Here is a 15,638-nt window from a genome sequence, read left to right as displayed (position 1 = left end):
GCTTCCTGGATACCCACGTAGTTGCCCAAGGACTTGGACATCTTCTTCACGCCATCCAGACCTTCAAGCAATGGCATGGTCAGGATGCATTGAGCCTCCTGACCATAACCACGCTGCAGTTCACGCCCCATCAGCAGATTGAACTTCTGATCGGTACCGCCCAACTCGACATCCGCACGTAAGGCGACCGAGTCATACCCTTGAACCAGCGGATAGAGAAATTCGTGGATGGCGATTGGCTGATTGCTCGTGTAACGCTTGTCGAAGTCATCGCGCTCAAGCATCCGAGCAACGGTGTATTGCGAAGTCAGACGAATGAAATCGGCCGGCCCCATCTGATCCATCCAGGTGGAGTTGAATGCCACTTCGGTCTTGGCCGGATCAAGAATCTTGAAGACCTGAGTCTTGTAGGTCTCGGCATTCTCCAGAACCTGCTCACGAGTAAGCGGAGGACGCGTCGCACTCTTACCGCTCGGATCGCCGATCATTCCGGTGAAGTCGCCAATCAGGAAGATCACCTGATGACCCAACTCCTGGAACTGGCGCAGCTTATTAATAAGCACGGTGTGACCCAGGTGCAAATCCGGCGCGGTCGGATCGAAGCCCGCCTTAATACGCAGCGGCTGACCGCGCTTGAGCTTTTCAATCAGCTCGGACTCGACCAACAGTTCTTCTGCACCACGTTTGATCAGCGCTAGCTGCTCTTCAACCGACTTCATAACAGACCCGCAAGGCTCAGATTCAAAGGGAACCAACCATACAAGAACGTGCGTCAAATACAAGGTTTGCCCGGCGCACGGACGCCAATCCACGACCAGAGTGTCCGCGGACTTGCTTCAAAGATGATTTGGTTATATTTTATACAGTTATTTCATATTCATCATGTCATTCATCTTTTCCAATTCATCTTTTTCAAAGTCAAATTACCTATGACCAAAGAATCGTCTAAAGCGCCACCGCTTTACCCGAAGACCCATCTGCTCGCTGCAAGTGGCATTGCCGCCCTTCTGAGCCTGGCGCTTCTGGTGTTCCCTTCCAGTGATGTTGAAGCCAAAAAGACGACCCTCAGCCTTGAATTGGAAAGCCCGGCTCAACAACTGACACAAGATCAAGACGCTGCTGAGGCCGTCCAAGCCACAACTGAGCCGGCAGCTTCTCCTTTCGCGCAGATCGATAACAGCGCAGAGGACACTCAGGAAACCGCTCAGGCCGCACCGGCACCGGTCGAAGAAAAGAAGACGCCAAACCACAGGGAAGTGATCGTTGCCAAAGGCGATACCCTGTCCACACTGTTCGAGAAAGTTGGTCTTCCGGCCACCTCGGTGCATGAAGTGCTGGCTAGCGACAAGCAAGCCAAGCAGTTCAGTCAGCTCAAACACGGACAAAAACTCGAATTCGAGCTGAATCACGAAGGCCAACTGACCAATCTGCACAGCAAAGTCAGTGACCTCGAAACCATCACGCTGACCAAGAATGACAAGGGCTATACGTTCAACCGCATTACCGCCAAGCCGACCGTGCGCTCCGCCTATGTTCATGGCGTGATCAACAGCTCGCTATCACAGTCCGCCGCTCGCGCCGGCCTCTCCCATAGCCTGACCATGGACATGGCCAGCGTGTTTGGCTATGACGTCGACTTCGCTCAGGACATTCGCCAGGGTGACGAATTCGACGTGATCTACGAACAGAAGGTCGTCAATGGTAAAGCCGTCGGCAACGGTCCAATCCTGTCTGCGCGCTTCACCAACCGTGGCAAGACTTACACCGCCGTGCGCTACACCAACAAACAAGGCAACAGCAGCTATTACACTGCTGACGGCAACAGCATGCGCAAGGCGTTCATCCGTACTCCGGTAGACTTCGCACGCATCAGCTCGAAGTTCTCCATGGGCCGCAAGCACCCGATCCTGAACAAGATCCGCGCCCACAAAGGCGTTGATTACGCAGCCCCACGCGGCACGCCAATCAAGGCGGCCGGTGACGGCAAAGTATTGCTAGCCGGCCGCCGTGGCGGTTACGGCAACACTGTGATCATTCAACACGGCAATACCTACCGCACGCTGTACGGCCACATGCAGGGCTTTGCCAAAGGCGTCCAGACTGGTAGCAATGTCAAGCAGGGCCAGGTGATTGGCTATATCGGCACCACCGGCCTGTCTACCGGCCCGCACCTGCACTATGAGTTCCAGGTCAACGGCGTGCACGTCGATCCGCTGGGTCAAAAAGTGGCAATGGCCGATCCAATCTCCAAAGCAGAACGCACACGGTTCCTGGCGCAGAGTCAGCCGCTGATGGCGCGTATGGACCAAGAGAAATCCACCCAACTGGCTTCGAGCAAACGTTAAGCCATGGCGCTCTATATAGGTGTGATGTCCGGGACCAGCCTTGATGGCCTGGACATTGCTCTGATCGAGCAAGCCCCGGTGATCAGACTGATCGCCACTCACTACATCCCCATGCCCGACTCCCTGCGAGCCGAGCTGCTTGGCTTGTGCGCCAGTGGTCCGGACGAGATAGCCCGCTCCGCCATCGCCCAGCAGAACTGGGTGAAACTGGCGGCACAGGGGATTCATACCCTCCTTGCTCAACAAAGCCTCAAACCTGAGGACATTCGCGCGATCGGCAGCCACGGGCAGACCATTCGCCACGAACCGGCGCGCGGCTTCACGGTGCAGATCGGCAACCCCGCCCTGCTGACAGAGTTGACGGGCATCACTGTAGTCAGCGACTTTCGCAGCCGCGATGTTGCCGCCGGTGGGCAAGGCGCGCCGCTGGTTCCAGCCTTTCACGAAGCCTTGTTCGAAGAACGGGCCGGTAACCGCGCAGTGCTGAACGTCGGCGGCTTCAGCAATCTCAGCCTGATCGAGCCCGGCAAGCCTGTTGCAGGTTTCGACTGCGGTCCGGGGAATGTGCTGCTGGATGCGTGGATTCACCAGCAGCGCGGCGACAACTATGATCGTGATGGCCAATGGGCCGCCACTGGCAATGTCGAATCGACTCTACTGAAGGCGTTGCTCAGCGATCCATTCTTTGTGACCAAAGGACCGAAAAGTACAGGTCGCGAAGTGTTTAATCTGCCATGGCTGATGCAGCACCTCACACAGCTGCCAGCCTTTGCCGCCCAAGACGTACAGGCAACGCTGCTTGAGCTGACCGCTCTGACCGTCGTCGAGTCATTGCAAAGTGCCCAAACGGACACTGAGGACCTGCTGGTCTGCGGCGGTGGCGCACACAACATTACACTGATGAATCGCTTGGCCAGCCTGCTGCCGAATGCGACAGTCAGCAGCACATCCGCATACGGTGTAGACCCGGACTGGGTCGAAGCCATGGCCTTCGCCTGGTTGGCCCACTGCTGCCTCGAAGGCATCGCAGCCAATCGCCCGAGCGTCACCGGTGCACGTGGCTTGCGCGTACTGGGCGCCATCTACCCCGCATAAGTATCCCTACTAAATCGCAGACAACAAAACGCCGCAGGGCCGTGAGGCCATGCGGCGTTTTGATGATGCAGGCGCGCTGATCAGATCGAGAACGAAGAACCACAGCCACACGTGGTAGTCGCGTTCGGGTTCTTGATGACGAAACGCGAACCTTCCAGACCTTCCTGGTAATCCACCTCGGCACCTGCCAAGTACTGGAAGCTCATCGGATCGACAACCAGACTCACACCTTCGCGCTCGACAATGGTGTCGTCATCGGCCACTTCTTCATCGAAGGTGAAGCCGTACTGAAAACCTGAACAACCGCCGCCCGTAACGAATACGCGCAGCTTCAAGCGATCATTCCCCTCTTCATCGACCAGGCTCTTCACCTTGTGCGCGGCACCGTGGGTGAATTGCAAAGCCGTGGGGGTGAAGGATTCGACGCTCATGCTGACTATCTCCCGGCGTTACGCCGCCATAATGCGTGATGACGCGCATTATCCGCTTGTCCTAGAAAATCGGTCAACTATTGTTATGGTATATCAACCAACTCAATCGCCAGCCCGAAATGCAAAAAGGCCCGCTAAACGGGCCTTTTTACTGTGTGCAATAAAGCCTTACGGCAACATGCCGGCGTGGGACAGACCCAGACGCTCATCCAGCCCGAACAGGATGTTCATGTTCTGTACCGCCTGGCCCGACGCACCCTTGACCAGGTTGTCGATCACCGACAACACCACCACCAGATCACCGTCCTGTGGACGATGCACCGCAATACGGCAAACGTTGGCACCGCGTACGCTGCGGGTTTCCGGATGGCTGCCGGCTGGCATGACGTCGACGAACGGCTCATTGGCATAACGCTTTTCAAACAGCGCCTGCAGATCCACCGAGCGATCGACGACGGTCGCGTAGAGCGTCGAGTGAATGCCGCGAATCATCGGCGTCAGGTGCGGAACGAAGGTCAGGCCAACTTCCTTGCCTGCGGCACGACGCAGGCCCTGGCGAATTTCCGGCAAATGACGATGCCCTTTCACGGCGTAAGCCTTCATGCTTTCCGACGTCTCGGAGTACAGCGAACCTACAGCGGCTCCACGACCGGCACCGCTGACACCCGATTTGCAGTCAGCGATCAGGCGCGAAGCATCGGCCAGACCCGCCTCAAGCAATGGCAGGAAACCCAATTGTGTAGCGGTCGGATAACAACCCGGCACAGCGATCAGACGTGCCTGTTTGATCTGCTCGCGATTGACTTCCGGCAGGCCGTAGACCGCCTCCTCCAGCAACTGCGGCGCACCGTGCGGCTGGCCGTACCACTTGGCCCATTCATCAGCATCTTGCAGACGGAAGTCCGCAGACAGGTCGATGACCTTGGTCCCGGCTGCCAGCAGTTCACCCGCCAGGGCGTGCGCGACACCGTGAGGTGTTGCAAAGAACACCACGTCGCAGGCGCCCAGGGTCTTGATGTCCGGAACGCTGAACGCCAGGCCGTCGTAGTGGCCTCGCAGGTTCGGATACATGTCGGCCACAGCAAGGCCGGCCTCGGATCGGGAAGTGATGACTACCACTTCAGCTTGCGGATGCTGTGCCAACAGACGCAGCAGTTCGACACCGGTGTAACCCGTGCCGCCGACGATACCGACCTTGACCATAAACCTGCCCTCAACGAACCCACTGGAAAGCCGTCGATAATAGGGGCCTCGCGCCCCTGCGACAACCGGCAAGGTGACGATCGGAGGCTCAAGCCTCTACTATTCCGGCTACCTTGAATCCTGGAATAACTAAAAATGCTTTATCTGTGGCTCAAAGCTTTTCACATCATCAGCGTCGTGTGCTGGTTTGCCGGCCTGTTTTACCTGCCGCGCCTGTTCGTTTACCACGCGCAAAGCGAAGATACCGTCAGCAAAGAGCGCTTCAGCATCATGGAGCGCAAGTTGTATCGCGGCATCATGGGCCCGGCGATGATCGCGACCCTGATCTTCGGCGGATGGCTGATCAGCCTTAATCCGGGCGCCTATTTCAGCCAAGGTGGCTGGATGCATGCCAAGCTGACTCTGGTAGTGTTGCTGATCGGCTACCACCACATGTGCGGCGCCCAGGTGAAGCGTTTTGCCCGTGACGAAAACACCCGCAGCCATGTCTTTTATCGCTGGTTCAATGAAGTGCCGGTTCTGGTATTGCTGGCTATCGTAATTCTGGTCGTCGTTCGGCCGTTCTAAATCCAACAGGCGCAACTTACCGGGGTATTTCCAATGTCGCTGCCCGCTCTGCTCGAACAACGTTTGCGCCTGCCCGTGGTGGCAGCGCCTATGTTCCTGATTTCAAATCCGCAACTGGTACTTGCCTGCTGCCGCAACGGCGTGGTGGGCAGCTTTCCTGCCTTGAACCAGCGCGAGAGCAGCGGTTTCAAGGCATGGCTGGAAGAAATCGAAGCAGGGCTGGCGACACTGGAGAACCCCGCGCCGTACGCGGTAAACCTGATCGTCCATAACAGTAACCCGCGATTGCAGGCGGACCTGGATATCTGCATCGAGCACAAAGTACCAATCGTGATCACCAGCCTTGGCGCGGTAAAAGAACTGGTTGACGCTGTCCACAGCTATGGCGGCCTGGTGTTCCACGACGTGACGACCCGCCGCCATGCGGAGAAAGCCGCCGAGGCCGGTGTGGATGGTTTGATCGCTGTCGCTGCGGGTGCCGGTGGACATGCCGGGACCTGGAGCCCGTTCTCGCTGATCGCCGAGATCCGCCAGTTCTTCGACAAGACTTTGTTGCTGGCCGGCTGTCTGAACCACGGTCACGAAATTCTCGCTGCGCAATTGCTCGGTGCGGATCTGGCCTACTTCGGCACGCGATTTATCGGCACCACGGAAAGTCACGCGCCTGAGGCTTACAAAGAGATGCTGCTGACTTCCAGAGCCGCAGACATCATCCATACTCCAGTAGTGTCGGGCGTACCGGCGAGTTTCATGCGCCAGAGCCTGGAGGCCGCCGGTTTCGATATGTTGGCGCTGCAAAACAAGGGCGAGGTCAACTTCGGGTCCAAGCTCAAGCCGTTGAGCGACGAAGCCAAAGCCTGGAAAACCGTGTGGTCCGCGGGCCAGGGCGTCGGTGAAATCGATGACTTGCCAAGCGTCGATCAACTGGTCGCGCGCCTCGACGCCGAGTACCGCAAGGCCCTGGAACAGGCTGCGCAACTACCCATGCGTTGGCCACGCTGAAAGAAACCCGGGCCAGCTACGCTTGGCTGGCCCCACACTCAGCGCTTTCAGAAACTGGCGACAAGGATGCCTCGACCATGAGCGAACCCCGTTACAAGATCGTTTTCGACGGTGCTCTGCAGCCCGGTGTCGAAATCAACACGGCCAAGCTCAACCTGGCCGGCCTGTTCAAAAGCGATGTCACCGCCATCGAGCGTCTGTTCAGTGGTCGCGCCGTCGCACTCAAGCGCGATTTGTCTCAAAGCGATGCACAAACTTATCTACAGGCGCTTAGCAAAACCGGCATCGACGCCCGGATCGAAACCGAAACGACGGTCGAGTTGAATCTGTCGGACGTTCATGAACACGGCCACGCTGCACAGGAACCTGATTCACCCTATGCGCCGCCCCAGGCCAACGTCGGCGAAAGCCTACCCGGGTTCGCCGTACTCAAGCCGCTCAGCGTCGAAGGGAGGATCGGCCGCCTGCGTTTCCTGGCCTGGACCATGGTGCTTAGCCTGGTCACGTTGCCCATTGTCGGCGTGTTCGCACTCATCGGCCTCGGGCTGGTCAGCGGCGACTCCACCACAGGCCTGATCATCGGCGGCATCATTGCGCTCTTCCTGTTCCTCGCATTTATGATCGTCAGCATTCTGTTCAGCGTTCAGCGCCTGCACGATATCGGCTGGTCGGGATGGCTCTGTCTGCTGAACCTCGTACCCTTCGTGGGCAGTTTCTTTCCGCTGGTGATCATGATCATGCCCGGCAACACCGGTGCCAACCGTTATGGCCCGCCTCCCCCACCCAACAGCACAGCAGTCAAAGTGCTGTGCTCACTGTGGATCGTGTTTATTGGTCTGTTTTTGTCGGCGCAATGGTCGGCGGGATCTCCACGATCCAGCAGGAATATGAAAGCAGCCTGGAAAGCAGCTACGAAAGTGGCTCGGTGATCACCGATGAAATCGACGTCGAGTCTGAACCAGCAGCAAATTCCGTCGACGATGCAGCCGAAGAAGCCCAGCCCCCTGTAGACTCTGCGCAAGAATGAACAGCGCTCCCTGCCCGTGACACCTGCGGCGCGGCGCGGAGCTGTTGCGATGGAGAACTGCATGACCCGTTACGCTCTGATCACTGGCGCCTCCAGCGGCATCGGCCTGGCCATGGCCGAAGCGCTGGCCCGCCGTGGCCGCAGCCTGATTCTGGTGGCCCGACAGCGTGATCAGCTGGAAAGTATTGCGATTGAACTGACTCAACGGTTTGGTGTGGAAGTGTTGTTCCGCGCCTGCGACCTTGGCGAGCCGTTGCGGCTGTCCGGATTCCTGTTGGAGCTGGAGGAAGGTGACCGACAGATCGATCTATTGGTGAACTGCGCCGGCATCGGTACTTGCGGTCCATTTCTGGCGCAGGACTGGATGACCGAGCAGGACCTGATCGAAGTAAATATTCTGGCGCTTACCCGCCTGTGCCATGCAATCGGCAACAGCATGGCGTTGCAGGGTGGCGGGCAAATCCTGAATGTGGCGTCGGTCGCAGGCTTCCACCCCGGCCCCTGGATGAGTACCTACTACGCCAGCAAGGCGTATGTGCTGCACTTTTCCGAAGGGTTGCGCGTCGAGCTGAAAAAATGCGCGGTCAAGGTCTCGGTGCTTTGTCCCGGCCCAACCCGCACAGCGTTTTTCCGCACCGCGCAGTTGAACACAGACAAACTGGCTGACAGCAAACTGCTAATGAGCCCGGAGGAAGTCGCGCTCTACACTGTTCGAGCCCTGGAAAAAGATCGCGCAATCATTATTCCTGGGCGACGCAACCGTTGGTTCGCCGCCTTGCCCCGTTTCAGCACACGCTGGCTGACCCGGACAATCGCAGGCATCGTAAACAAAGCTTACTGCCCACGCTGAATTGTCCTACGGGAAAACACTGGGCTGGTGCATTCCCCATGGGTACACTCAGGCCAGCCCAAACAACGGAGAAAACAGCTGTGGATACTCTGTTCACCAAGATCATCAACCGGGAAATCCCGGCGAAGATCATTTACGAGGACGACCAGGTACTGGCCTTCCACGACATCGCCCCACAGGCACCGGTGCATTTTCTGGTGGTCCCGAAAAAACCGGTGCGAACTCTGAACGACCTGACCGAAGACGACAAGGCATTGGCAGGGCATATTCTGTTCACCGCCCAGCGCCTGGCGCTCGAATTAGGCTGCGAAGAAGGCTTCCGTGTGGTCATGAACTGCAATGACCTAGGGGGCAGACCGTCTATCACATTCATATGCACGTGCTGGGTCAGCGTCAGATGCACTGGCCTCCGGGCTGATTCACCCATCGTCCTGAGTAGGAGCGAGGCTTGCCCGCGAAGGGGGCGATGCGGTCCTCCAGATAGACCGCGTTATTGTTCTTCGCGGGCAAGCCTCGCTCCTACAGACCGTTTTTTTTGGGTCAAAATGAATCAACTGGGAGCCTATGACCCAGCGCAAACCTTCCCCGGTCGATTGGGTTAAACTGGCCGCCGAGATTCCTCCGGAGGTCAGCATGACTACCCAACGTCACTACTCGCCGATTGACCGTCTTCTGCTGCAAGCCGATGCGGCAATGCGTACCTTGCTGCCCTTCAGCGGCCAGCCGTTCCGTCCGTCACCCGCCATCGTGCAGCCGGATGCAAAAATGAGCGACGAAGACACCCGGCACGTTGCCGGCCTGATGCGCATCAATCATACCGGTGAAGTCTGCGCTCAGGCGCTGTACCAGGGGCAGGCCTTGACCGCCAAGCTGCCGCAAGTGCGTGCCGCCATGGAGCATGCCGCCGAAGAAGAAATCGATCACCTGGTCTGGTGCGAGCAACGCATTCAGCAGCTGGGCAGCCACACCAGCATTCTCAATCCGCTGTTTTATGGCATGTCATTCGGCATTGGAGCGGTTGCGGGGCTGATCAGCGACAAAGTCAGCCTGGGTTTTGTCGCGGCGACGGAAGATCAGGTATGTAAACACCTGAACGAGCACCTTGAGCAACTGCCGGCAGAGGATGAAAAGTCCCGGGCGATTCTTGAGCAGATGCGCGTAGATGAAGAGCAGCATGCCGAAAGTGCACTGGAGGCTGGCGGTTTCCGTTTTCCGGCACCGGTGAAATTTGGCATGAGTTTGATGGCCAAGGTTATGACCAAGAGTACTTATCGGATCTGAAGGCTGTGTCGTCAAGAAGGGCCTCTCCGCGGGTAAGCCTCGCTCCTACAAAGGCTTATTTGCGGGCAATAAAAAAGGCGACTGCCGTGAGGTAGTCGCCTTTTTTGTGTTCGAAGATCTTAGTTCGACATGTTGCGCGCGTAGAAAATTTCGAGCATTTCGTGTTTCACACGCTTAGTCACCTGAGCGCGTTGCTCGGCAGACAGGTTGCTGGTGGCGTCGCCGAACAGGTAGTTATCCAGTTCGAAGTTCTTCAGCAGCATTTTGGTGTGGAACAGGTTTTCCTGGTACACGTTCACGTCGGTCATCTGGTACGCGTCGCGAGTGTCATCAGAAAGGTAGTTCTGAATCGAGTTGATCTCGTGGTCGATGAAGTGCTTCTTGCCTTCAACGTCACGGGTAAAGCCGCGAACACGATAATCCACAGTCACGATGTCCGAATCGAACTGGTGAATCAGGAAGTTGAGCGCTTTAAGCGGTGAAATGACCCCGCAAGTCGACACGTCGATATCCACACGGAAGGTGGCAATACCGTCAACCGGATGGATTTCCGGGTAGGTGTGCACCGTAATGTGGCTCTTGTCGAGGTGGGCCAGGATGATTTCGGGCAACGGGCCCGGAGACTCTTCGATCTGGCTGTCGGTCGGGGTTACCGGCTCTTCAGAGATCAGAATCGTGACGCTGGCGCCCTGTGGCTCGTAGTCCTGACTGGCGATGTTCAGGATGTTGGCACCAATGATATCGACAACTTCTGTGAGAATCTGCGTCAGGCGCTTGGCGTTGTACTCTTTATTGATGTACTCGACGTAAGCCTGTTGGTCTTGCGGGGTTTCCGCGTAGCAGATGTCATAGATGTTGAAGCTCAAGGTCTTTGTCAGGTTATTGAACCCGTGGAGCTTGAGTTTGCTTTTCACCGTTAAAAACTCTCTATGTATTGCGGCCCGGCCGCGTGATCAAGCATGCCCGTCAGATGCGAACGACGCACCTGCGTAGGACGGTTAACACCTCTTCGCGATGGCGATTTTGGTTGTCCGTTCGGGTGCGCGGCCTGTCGGCTGACTGGCCACTACCCTGAAAAAAGTGGCGCATTATGCAGACGTCAGCCAGGGATCGCCAGAGTCTGCACTGCTTTTATGATAGTTGAATGTCGATTCAACCGAGCTCGATGATTTCGTAGTCGTGGGTAATTTCGACACCGGCCGCGCCAAGCATGATCGACGCCGAGCAATACTTCTCGGCCGACAACTCGATGGCGCGCTTGACCTGGGCTTCTTTCAGCCCGCGGCCCTTGACCACGAAGTGCATGTGGATCTTGGTGAATACTTTCGGATCTTCAGTTGCGCGCTCGGCTTCGAGGAAGGCTTCACAGCTCTCGACCGCCTGGCGGGATTTCTTGAGGATGCTGACCACGTCGAAATTGCTGCAACCGCCAACACCCAGCAGGAGCATTTCCATCGGCCGGACACCCAGGTTACGACCACCAGCATCGGGCGGGCCGTCCATGACCACGACATGACCGCTACCGGATTCGCCGAGGAACATGGCTTCGCCAGCCCATTGGATGCGTGCCTTCATCGCCAAGACTCCACTGTATAAAAAAGGGTCGCCAGCTTAGCACAGGCCCCTTGATTGACAGCGTTCGCCTTCCTGGGACGTAACCATCCGCCTTGTAGGTAAATTCTCGAATATTGCAGGAAGTGTCTGTTAAGCTGCCGCCAATTCACTGGCGCAGTGCCAGCTTGCCGCAACTTCCGCAATTCATAAAAAAACCAAACACACCGTGCAGTCTTTTCGGGATACAACCATGGTTGCTATTGCCCCCACACCCAAAATCAAGAACCTCGACAAGCTGTTGATGCATTGTCAGCGCCGTCGCTATCAGGCCAAGAGCAACATCATTTGTGCAGGCGACCGCTCGGAAACGCTATTTTTCATTATTAAAGGTTCGGTCACGATCCTGATCGAGGATGACGACGGCCGGGAAATGATCATCGCGTACCTGAACGCCGGGGACTTTTTCGGTGAGCTAGGGCTGTTTGAGCAAGCAGGTCTGGAGCAGGAGCGCAGCGCCTGGGTGCGCGCCAAGGTCGAATGCGAAGTCGCGGAAATCAGCTACGCAAAATTTCGTGAGCTTTCACAGCACGATCCAGACATTCTTTACGTGTTAAGCGGGCAAATCGCACAACGCCTGCGCAACACCACCCGCAAGGTTGGTGATCTGGCATTTTTCGACGTAACCGGTCGCGTCGCTCGCTGCCTGTTGGAACTGTGCAAGCAGCCAGACGCGATGACTCATCCCGACGGTATGCAGATCAAGGTGACACGTCAGGAAATCGGAAGGATTGTCGGGTGTTCGCGGGAGATGGTCGGTCGCGTCCTTAAGGACCTTGAGGAGCGCAACCTGGTGGACGTCAAAGGCAAGACCATGGTGGTCTTCGGCACGCGCTAAGCTCGAAAACTCAAGAGCCGAACATCTGCACCAGCATTAGTCGGTAGAGTTCATCGAGACGCGCCAGCGCATCTGGCGCCGTGAACTTCTCGTGTAAGGCAATGTGGCTTTCAGCCCGCACCCGTTGCTCCAGACCGCAAGCCTCATTGAATCGATTGACTGCAGCGACCATCGATTCGCGCTCGTTATCCAGCAGCATTGCACCATGCACTAGTCCTACCGGGCGTTGCCCACCCTGACTCTGGCGCCAGCGCTGAGCGGTGCCGACCATTTTGCGCCCATCCAGATTGACGTTGAAGCGGCCATCGCAAAACGCGCCTTCGATTTCGCCAAGCGACGAAGTGCCACCCAACTCATCCAGCAACTGACAGATCGGATCGCACAGACGCCGGTAACCGGATTCGATGCGGTTCAGATCACCTTCGCTGCGCGGTGGCGCATAAACCAGTGCGATGTTAATCGTCGAGGCTGATTGCGGTACCGGCTCTCCACCGGTTTCGCGCAACAGCACTGGCCAACCGGCATCGGCGCAAACTTCACAGGCGAGATCGAATTCCGGCAAGCGATTCAAACGGCGCGGCATGACCAGCGCCCGATCGCTTGGTTGCCAGAACAACAGGCCGAACTCCGCGTCGCCGGCACAGACCGACGCCAGCAAATCCTGTTCGGCTTGCAGGCCGGCTTCGATTGTCAGGTTGGTGGGCTGGTTCATGAACAGCTCCGCAAGGCATGAGGTCTTTATGAAATTTTGGGGCCTCTTCGCGAGCAAGCCCGCTCCCACATTGGCTCTGTGAATGCCGCAGATTCAGTGTGGGAGCGGGCTTGCTCGCGAATGGGGTCGATTCGGTCTGTAAGTAATCAGTCCAGGGTCGAGCCACTGACGGGAACGCCGCGCTCAGGAAAGAACAAACGCTGCAACTCAGTACCCGGACTCTGGGCACGCATAAACGCCTCGCCGACCAGAAACGCGTAAACGTCGCTGATTTCCATCAATTCGACATCGGCTCGATTGAGAATGCCGCTTTCGGTGATCACTAATCGATCACGCGGAATACGCGGCAACAGGTCGAGGGTAGTTTCCAGGCTGACATCGAAGGTGTGCAGGTTGCGGTTGTTCACGCCGACCAGCGGAGTGTCGAGGGTTTTCAAAGCCCGCTCCAGCTCATCGCCATCGTGGACTTCCACCAGAACATCGAGGCCGACACCTTTGGCCACCGACGCCAGTTCGGCCATTTTCACGTCATCAAGGGCGGAGACGATCAACAGCACGCAGTCGGCGCCCAGGGCACGGGCTTCGACGATCTGGTACGGATCGATCATGAAGTCTTTGCGGATCACCGGCAATTTGCACGCGGCGCGAGCCTGTTGCAGATACGCATCGGCGCCCTGGAAATAATCGATATCGGTAAGTACCGACAAACAGGTCGCGCCGCCCTTCTCGTAGCTTTTGGCGATATCGGCAGGAACGAAGTTCTCGCGGATCACGCCTTTGCTCGGCGATGCTTTCTTGATTTCAGCAATGACTGCAGGCTGTTTCAGCTTGGCCTGTGCGATCAGCGCCTTGGCAAAACCACGGGGTGCATCGGCCGCCTTGGCCAGACTTTCCAGCTCGGCAAGGCTTACGCGAGCGCTACGCTCGGCAACTTCCAGGGCCTTGCGCGCCAGAATGTTTTCCAGAACCGTCGGTACACTCATCCCTCATTCTCCACTTTGAATACCGCGGTAAATGCACCCAACTCCTCGAGTTTTTCCCGAGCGAGGCCTGTGTGCAGCGCATCGTGCGCCAGGGCAACACCCTCTTTCAAACTGCTGGCATGATCGGCAGCGTACAACGCCGCGCCGGCATTGAGCATGATCATCTCGGCAGCTTTCTGGCCGTTTTCTGTCTTGCGCTTGCCCAAAGCATCGCGAATCAACTCAAGCGACGCCGCCGGGCTTTCCACCGCCAGGCCATGTAGGCTCTGGCTCTTCATGCCCAGATCTTCCGGCTCGACCCAATACTCGGTGATTTGGTCGTTTTTCAATTCCGCCACGAAAGTCGGCGCGGCCAGACTGAACTCGTCCAGGCCATCCTTCGAATGCACCACCAGCACGTGTTTACTGCCCAGACGCTGCAAGACCTCGGCCAGCGGCCGGCATAACGCTTGAGTGAATACGCCTACCACCTGATGTTTCACGCCAGCCGGATTCGTAAGCGGGCCAAGCATGTTGAACAAGGTGCGCAAGCCCAGATCCTTGCGTGGGCCAGCGGCGTACTTCATGGCACTGTGGTGAGTCTGGGCAAACATGAAACCGATGCCGACGTTATCGATGCAGCGTGCCACTTGAACCGGGGTCAGATTCAGATAGATGCCCGCCGCCTCCAGCAAGTCGGCACTGCCGCTCTTGCCCGAGACTGCACGGTTGCCATGCTTGGCTACAGTGCAACCAGCCGCTGCCACGACAAAAGAAGAAGCTGTGGAAACATTGAAAATATTGGCACCGTCGCCGCCAGTGCCCACCACATCGACAACGCCGTCGAGGGTCTTGAGTTCGACCTTATCCGCCAGCTCGCGCATGACCGACACGGCGCCGACGATTTCATCGATGCTTTCGCTCTTCATGCGCATGGCCATCATGAACGCGCCGATCTGCGCGTCCGTGCATTGCCCGGTCATGATTTCGCGCATCACATCGCGCATTTCTTCGGTGCTGAGGTCGAGGTGATCGACGATACGGCTCAGGGCTGTCTTGATATTCATGAAAGGTCCTTAGCGCGTGCCGCCGGTTTGTTTGAGGAAGTTCGCGAACAGTTCGTGGCCCTGCTCGGTCAGGATCGACTCGGGGTGGAACTGTACGCCCTCGATGTTCAGGGTTTTATGGCGCAGGCCCATGATCTCGTCGACCGAACCGTCTTCGAGCTGGGTCCAGGCGGTCAGTTCGAGGCAATCAGGCAAGGTTTCGCGCTTGACGATCAATGAATGATAGCGGGTTACCGTCAGCGGATTATTCAGGCCTTGGAAGACACCCTTGTCTTCGTGAAACACCGGGCTGGTCTTGCCATGCATGACCTGACGGGCGCGGACTACATCACCGCCAAAGGCCTGGCCGATGGACTGATGGCCCAGGCATACACCGAGAATCGGCAGTTTGCCGCCAAAATGTTTGATCACGTCAATCGAGACGCCGGCTTCGGTCGGGGTGCAAGGACCGGGGGAAACGACGATGCGCTCAGGGTTGAGTGCTTCGATTTCGGCAACGGTGAGCTCATCGTTGCGTACGACTTTGACCTGGGAGCCCAGCTCACCAAGGTACTGCACAACGTTGTAGGTAAAAGAGTCGTAGTTATCGATCATCAGCAACATGGCGTTAAAAACCTCTTGAATTCACTGACTTCTAATGCAGCCTT

General features: G+C 57.3%; 16 protein-coding genes and 2 pseudogenes (1 of these 18 only partly in view). 9 read left to right on the top strand and 9 right to left on the bottom strand.

Annotation, left to right across the window (positions count from 1 at the left end):
* On the bottom strand, window positions 1–719 hold the 5' portion of the coding sequence (tyrS, locus tag CES87_RS03575) for a tyrosine--tRNA ligase (RefSeq protein WP_128604985.1). It extends 481 nt beyond the left edge of the window; only the first 719 of its 1,200 coding nucleotides appear in the window; it begins with the start codon at window positions 717–719; its stop codon lies beyond the left edge, outside the window.
* Window positions 720–929: 210 nt separating this feature from the next.
* Between tyrS and CES87_RS03565 the strand changes: the two genes are divergently transcribed.
* The gene (locus tag CES87_RS03565) at window positions 930–2,345 is read left to right on the top strand and encodes a peptidoglycan DD-metalloendopeptidase family protein (RefSeq protein WP_128604984.1); all 1,416 of its coding nucleotides are present in this window, start codon (window positions 930–932) and stop codon (window positions 2,343–2,345) included.
* 3 nt (window positions 2,346–2,348) lie between these two features.
* Entirely contained in the window at window positions 2,349–3,440 is a 1,092-nt protein-coding gene (locus CES87_RS03560) for an anhydro-N-acetylmuramic acid kinase (protein WP_128604983.1), read from the top strand.
* An 80-nt stretch (window positions 3,441–3,520) separates the two neighbouring features.
* Here CES87_RS03560 and erpA read toward each other — a convergent pair whose 3' ends face one another.
* Both erpA and argC read right to left on the bottom strand, forming a co-directional pair.
* A complete protein-coding gene (gene erpA / locus CES87_RS03555) occupies window positions 3,521–3,871 on the bottom strand; it encodes an iron-sulfur cluster insertion protein ErpA (protein ID WP_007906865.1) in 351 nt (116 codons plus the stop codon).
* A 168-nt stretch (window positions 3,872–4,039) separates the two neighbouring features.
* The gene (gene argC, locus CES87_RS03550) at window positions 4,040–5,074 is read right to left on the bottom strand and encodes an N-acetyl-gamma-glutamyl-phosphate reductase (protein ID WP_128604982.1); all 1,035 of its coding nucleotides are present in this window, start codon (window positions 5,072–5,074) and stop codon (window positions 4,040–4,042) included.
* A gap of 135 nt (window positions 5,075–5,209) precedes the next feature.
* Here argC and hemJ point away from each other — a divergent pair, with 135 nt between their 5' ends.
* The 6 genes and pseudogenes from hemJ to coq7 all read left to right on the top strand — a co-directional run bounded on the left by hemJ (window position 5,210) and on the right by coq7 (window position 9,801).
* Window positions 5,210–5,641, top strand: a complete 432-nt coding sequence (hemJ, locus tag CES87_RS03545; protein WP_128604981.1) for a protoporphyrinogen oxidase HemJ — start codon at window positions 5,210–5,212, stop codon at window positions 5,639–5,641.
* 33 nt (window positions 5,642–5,674) lie between these two features.
* The gene (locus CES87_RS03540) at window positions 5,675–6,643 is read left to right on the top strand and encodes a nitronate monooxygenase family protein (protein WP_128604980.1); all 969 of its coding nucleotides are present in this window, start codon (window positions 5,675–5,677) and stop codon (window positions 6,641–6,643) included.
* A 77-nt stretch (window positions 6,644–6,720) separates the two neighbouring features.
* Window positions 6,721–7,670 (top strand): annotated as a pseudogene (locus CES87_RS03535) (DUF805 domain-containing protein).
* A gap of 61 nt (window positions 7,671–7,731) precedes the next feature.
* Window positions 7,732–8,520 carry an SDR family oxidoreductase gene (locus tag CES87_RS03530; protein WP_128604979.1) on the top strand — a complete coding sequence of 263 codons (789 nt, stop codon included), beginning with the start codon at window positions 7,732–7,734 and terminating at the stop codon, window positions 8,518–8,520.
* Between the two features lie 80 nt (window positions 8,521–8,600).
* A pseudogene (locus CES87_RS03525) lies at window positions 8,601–8,938 on the top strand (histidine triad nucleotide-binding protein).
* A gap of 215 nt (window positions 8,939–9,153) precedes the next feature.
* Entirely contained in the window at window positions 9,154–9,801 is a 648-nt protein-coding gene (gene coq7 / locus CES87_RS03520) for a 2-polyprenyl-3-methyl-6-methoxy-1,4-benzoquinone monooxygenase (protein WP_128604978.1), read from the top strand.
* 119 nt (window positions 9,802–9,920) lie between these two features.
* On the opposite strand, the gene speD is transcribed toward coq7, so the two are convergent.
* Entirely contained in the window at window positions 9,921–10,715 is a 795-nt protein-coding gene (gene speD / locus CES87_RS03515) for an adenosylmethionine decarboxylase (protein ID WP_128604977.1), read from the bottom strand.
* A 238-nt stretch (window positions 10,716–10,953) separates the two neighbouring features.
* A complete protein-coding gene (locus CES87_RS03510; protein ID WP_008061600.1) occupies window positions 10,954–11,376 on the bottom strand; it encodes an OsmC family protein in 423 nt (140 codons plus the stop codon).
* A gap of 229 nt (window positions 11,377–11,605) precedes the next feature.
* On the opposite strand from CES87_RS03510, the gene crp reads away from it, so the two are divergent.
* Entirely contained in the window at window positions 11,606–12,250 is a 645-nt protein-coding gene (gene crp / locus CES87_RS03505; RefSeq protein WP_128604976.1) for a cAMP-activated global transcriptional regulator CRP, read from the top strand.
* Between the two features lie 10 nt (window positions 12,251–12,260).
* Here the strand turns inward: crp and CES87_RS03500 are convergent, their stop codons facing one another.
* The 4 genes from CES87_RS03500 to CES87_RS03485 all read right to left on the bottom strand — a co-directional run bounded on the left by CES87_RS03500 (window position 12,261) and on the right by CES87_RS03485 (window position 15,594).
* Window positions 12,261–12,962: a lipoate--protein ligase family protein gene (locus CES87_RS03500; protein ID WP_128604975.1), complete on the bottom strand. Its 702-nt coding sequence runs from the start codon at window positions 12,960–12,962 to the stop codon at window positions 12,261–12,263.
* 146 nt (window positions 12,963–13,108) lie between these two features.
* Complete coding sequence (gene trpC / locus CES87_RS03495) at window positions 13,109–13,945, bottom strand: indole-3-glycerol phosphate synthase TrpC (protein WP_128604974.1); 837 nt, start codon at window positions 13,943–13,945, stop codon at window positions 13,109–13,111.
* Complete coding sequence (gene trpD / locus CES87_RS03490) at window positions 13,942–14,991, bottom strand: anthranilate phosphoribosyltransferase (RefSeq protein ID WP_128604973.1); 1,050 nt, start codon at window positions 14,989–14,991, stop codon at window positions 13,942–13,944. The genes trpC and trpD overlap by 4 nt, the downstream gene beginning before the upstream one ends.
* A gap of 9 nt (window positions 14,992–15,000) precedes the next feature.
* Complete coding sequence (locus CES87_RS03485) at window positions 15,001–15,594, bottom strand: aminodeoxychorismate/anthranilate synthase component II (protein ID WP_128604972.1); 594 nt, start codon at window positions 15,592–15,594, stop codon at window positions 15,001–15,003.
* Window positions 15,595–15,638: the final 44 nt, after the last annotated feature.

The organism is Pseudomonas sp. ERMR1:02 (genome assembly GCF_002277815.1).
Classification (GTDB): domain Bacteria; phylum Pseudomonadota; class Gammaproteobacteria; order Pseudomonadales; family Pseudomonadaceae; genus Aquipseudomonas.
Note: the sequence above shows the minus strand (reverse complement) of the source record. Positions and strands in the feature narration are given on the sequence as shown.

Coding starts and splice junctions, on each gene's coding strand:
- CES87_RS03565 (WP_128604984.1), top strand. CDS start 930: ATGACCAAAGAATCGTCTAAAGCGCCACCGCTTTACCCGAAGACCCAT.
- CES87_RS03560 (WP_128604983.1), top strand. CDS start 2,349: ATGGCGCTCTATATAGGTGTGATGTCCGGGACCAGCCTTGATGGCCTG.
- erpA (WP_007906865.1), bottom strand. CDS start 3,871: ATGAGCGTCGAATCCTTCACCCCCACGGCTTTGCAATTCACCCACGGT.
- argC (WP_128604982.1), bottom strand. CDS start 5,074: ATGGTCAAGGTCGGTATCGTCGGCGGCACGGGTTACACCGGTGTCGAA.
- hemJ (WP_128604981.1), top strand. CDS start 5,210: ATGCTTTATCTGTGGCTCAAAGCTTTTCACATCATCAGCGTCGTGTGC.
- CES87_RS03540 (WP_128604980.1), top strand. CDS start 5,675: ATGTCGCTGCCCGCTCTGCTCGAACAACGTTTGCGCCTGCCCGTGGTG.
- CES87_RS03530 (WP_128604979.1), top strand. CDS start 7,732: ATGACCCGTTACGCTCTGATCACTGGCGCCTCCAGCGGCATCGGCCTG.
- coq7 (WP_128604978.1), top strand. CDS start 9,154: ATGACTACCCAACGTCACTACTCGCCGATTGACCGTCTTCTGCTGCAA.
- CES87_RS03510 (WP_008061600.1), bottom strand. CDS start 11,376: ATGAAGGCACGCATCCAATGGGCTGGCGAAGCCATGTTCCTCGGCGAA.
- crp (WP_128604976.1), top strand. CDS start 11,606: ATGGTTGCTATTGCCCCCACACCCAAAATCAAGAACCTCGACAAGCTG.
- CES87_RS03500 (WP_128604975.1), bottom strand. CDS start 12,962: ATGAACCAGCCCACCAACCTGACAATCGAAGCCGGCCTGCAAGCCGAA.
- trpC (WP_128604974.1), bottom strand. CDS start 13,945: ATGAGTGTACCGACGGTTCTGGAAAACATTCTGGCGCGCAAGGCCCTG.
- trpD (WP_128604973.1), bottom strand. CDS start 14,991: ATGAATATCAAGACAGCCCTGAGCCGTATCGTCGATCACCTCGACCTC.
- CES87_RS03485 (WP_128604972.1), bottom strand. CDS start 15,594: ATGTTGCTGATGATCGATAACTACGACTCTTTTACCTACAACGTTGTG.